Genomic DNA, 3,037 nt, shown 5'->3' with positions numbered 1-3,037 from the left:
CCGCATCAGCGTCCGAAAGCGGACCCTGACGGTGAACATATTTTCGTGGTGCTCCGCATGCTTCAGGTTGACCACGATGTCGATCGGTTGAAGTCCGAACAACTCAGCATCGTTATCGGACCGCGATGCGTGGTAACATTCCAGGAAGAGTCTGGGGACGTCTTCGATCCGCTGCGGGAGAGACTACGCGGAAGAGGCGGGCGGATCCGAAGACGAGGATCGGGATACCTGGGTTACGCGATTATCGACGCCGTGGTCGATCACTACTTCACAGTTATAGACGTCATCGGTGACGTGGTCGACCGGCTGGAAGAGGAACTGCTCACAGATCCGGCATCAGGTACCCAATCCAGGATATACGATCTCCGCCGATCGCTCATTCAGGTCAGACGCGCCGTGTGGCCGGTGCGCGAACTTCTTCTGTCTCTCGAAAAGATGGATTCCAGCGCTCTGGGACGCGACATTCATCCGTTCCTTCGGGACGTGAAAGACCATGTGTCGCTGATCATTGACGCGGTCGAGGCGCTCAAGGACTCGACGACCGGGCTCCTGGATTTCCACCACGCGAGTCTGACCACCCGGGCGAACGAGGTGATGAAGGTGTTGACGATCATCGCGACACTGTTCATTCCGCTGACGTTCATCGCCGGTGTGTACGGGATGAATTTTGACAATATGCCTGAGTTGAGTTGGCCTCTTGGTTATCCTGTCGTCATTGCGGTCATGCTCTCCACCGTGATCGGGCTACTCGTCATGTTCAAACGCAAGAACTGGTTTTAGAATCATGCCTCGCCCGCCAGACAAGGTATCTGCCGTTCGGCCTCTGCGCCCCGGAGGCACGGTTGGCGTCGTGGCTCCTGCCAGTGCGCCCGCGAACGAATCGGACCTGGAAGCCGGTCTCGCCAGGCTCCGCAACGCGGGCTTCAACGTCGTGACGGCATTCGACATGGACAAGCGAGACGGTTATCTCGCCGACAGTGATTCAGATCGTCTGCACTACCTGAATGAGATGCTGGCGCGAGATGACATCGCAGCGTTGTTCTGCGCCCGTGGTGGCTTCGGTGCCCTGCGCATCCTGTCCGGCATCGATTTCAACTCGCTGCGGCGGGCGCCGAAGATCATCGTCGGATACAGCGACATCACCGCCATCCATCTTGCCGCGCTCGCACAGACGGGACTACCCGGTCTGTCCGCCGCGATGGTGTCAACGGACTGGAAGGACATCGCCACCGATGAGGAAAAGGCTATTCTCGCCTGTCTGGCAGGCACCGCGGCCGACGGCGTGTTCGCACCGGATGGATTGGCATTGACCGCGGAGCGATCTGGCGAAGCGGAAGGCCGTTCCATCGGCGGAAACCTTTCGGTGCTGTGCAAGCTCGTCGGGTCCCGATATTTCCCCGATCCCACCGACGCGATTCTCTTCATAGAAGAAGTTGGTGAGCCCCCGTACAGAATCGACGGGCTGTTGGCGCAACTCCACCTGTCCGGAGTACTCGATCGAATAGGCGGCCTTGTCATTGGCGGAATCACCGACGCTGAACCACCGGATGGCAAGCCGTCACTGATGCTCGACGATATCCTGAACCACTACTTTGATCTGGTTGACGGTCCCGTCGCCTCGGGCCTGTCGTACGGTCATTTTCAACCCAAGGTACCGATGCCCGTCGGTACGCGGATGAGATTGAACGTTCGAGGCGAGACGGCAAGACTGGTAGCGCTGGAACAGCTTGTGCCGATTGCATGAACGATTCATCAGCCCACGCGCGCCGTGCCCGCATCGCGGTTTTTGCATCGGGAGGAGGTAGCAACTTCCAGGCCATCTACGACGCCACCGCAGACGGTACGCTGGCTGCAGACGTTGTGCTGTGCGTCTCGAATCGTTCGGATGCCGGAGTGCTGGACCGGGCCAGTGCCGTGGGTATTCCGTCCGTCGTTATTCGCACGAAGGATTTCCAGGACGATGCCGAGTACGTTTCAAGACTGGTCGGCCAACTGGAATCCTACGGAGTCGATCTCGTAGCGCTGGCTGGATACCTGAGGAAGATTCCATCAGATATTGTCCGACGGTATCATCATCGGATGGTTAACATTCACCCGGCATTGCTGCCATCGTTCGGGGGCAAAGGAATGTATGGCCGCCGAGTGCACGAGGCCGTGCTCGAGTCGGGTGTTCGATGGACCGGCGTCACGGTACACCTGGTCGATGAGGAGTACGACACGGGTCCGATCATCCTGCAGGAACCCGTCCCGGTTTATCCGGGCGATTCCGTTGAGGAACTGGCTGCCCGCGTTCTTGAAATCGAGCACCAACTGTATCCGAGGGCGTTGAACCTGGTAGCCGAAATTCGAGTCCGGGTGGAGGGCAAAAAGGTGCACATCATTCCTGATCTCAACTAGTCACTCACACTGACATACTCAACTCTGGCGCACACGGCATGATAGACGTAAAGCAACTTCCCAAACCTGCAGACCTGTACCCCGTTCGGCGGGCGCTCCTGTCCGTGTTCGACAAGACGGGCGTCGTTGAATTCGCGAAAGACCTCAGCGAACGTGGCGTCGAGATCCTTTCCACCGGCGGCACGGCCAGGGCATTGAACGATGCCGGAATTCCGGTCGCTGATGTGTCCGAAATCACCGGTTTCCCTGAGATTCTGGGGGGCCGCGTCAAGACGCTTCACCCGGGTATTCATGGGGGCGTCCTGGCCCGTCGTACGGATTCAGGGGATCTCCAACAGCTTGCTGCACACAAGATTCCGGAAATAGATCTGGTTGTCGTAAACCTCTACCCATTCCAGCAAGCCACCGCCGACCCCAACGTGTCCATGTCCGTGGCGATAGAGAACATCGACATCGGTGGTCCCACCATGGTGCGCGCGGCGGCAAAGAACCACTTCTTCGTCGGCGTCGTGACCACACCGGATGACTATGCCGACGTGATCCGCGAAATGGATGCGACGGACGGACACCTTTCGATGGCGACCCGGCAGGCGTTCGCCAGGAAGGCTTTCGCGCACACAGCCAATTACGATTCTGCGAT

4 protein-coding genes are annotated in these 3,037 nt (G+C 58.7%); all 4 read left to right on the top strand.

Features of this window, described 5'->3' with window-relative positions; all coding sequences use genetic code 11:
* The coding region (gene corA, locus HKN37_07855; GenBank protein ID NNE46559.1) for a magnesium/cobalt transporter CorA at window positions 1-780 on the top strand (780 nt) is incomplete at its 5' end.
* Between the two features lie 4 nt (window positions 781-784).
* Complete coding sequence (locus tag HKN37_07850) at window positions 785-1,744, top strand: LD-carboxypeptidase (GenBank protein NNE46558.1); 960 nt, start codon at window positions 785-787, stop codon at window positions 1,742-1,744.
* A complete protein-coding gene (locus HKN37_07845) occupies window positions 1,741-2,397 on the top strand; it encodes a phosphoribosylglycinamide formyltransferase (GenBank protein NNE46557.1) in 657 nt (218 codons plus the stop codon). Before HKN37_07850 ends, HKN37_07845 begins: the two co-directional genes overlap by 4 nt.
* 38 nt (window positions 2,398-2,435) lie before the next feature.
* Window positions 2,436-3,037 (top strand): bifunctional phosphoribosylaminoimidazolecarboxamide formyltransferase/IMP cyclohydrolase (purH, locus tag HKN37_07840; protein NNE46556.1); only part of this gene is annotated, 602 nt, incomplete at its 3' end.

The organism is Rhodothermales bacterium, from assembly GCA_013002345.1.
Lineage (GTDB): Bacteria > Bacteroidota > Rhodothermia > Rhodothermales > JABDKH01 > JABDKH01.
The sequence above is the reverse complement of the archived record's forward strand: the minus strand, read 5'-3'. Positions and strand labels throughout refer to the sequence as shown.

Excerpts from the sequence above, each read along its gene's own strand:
- HKN37_07850 (NNE46558.1), top strand. The coding sequence starts at position 785 with ATGCCTCGCCCGCCAGACAAGGTATCTGCCGTTCGGCCTCTGCGCCCC.
- HKN37_07845 (NNE46557.1), top strand. The coding sequence starts at position 1,741 with ATGAACGATTCATCAGCCCACGCGCGCCGTGCCCGCATCGCGGTTTTT.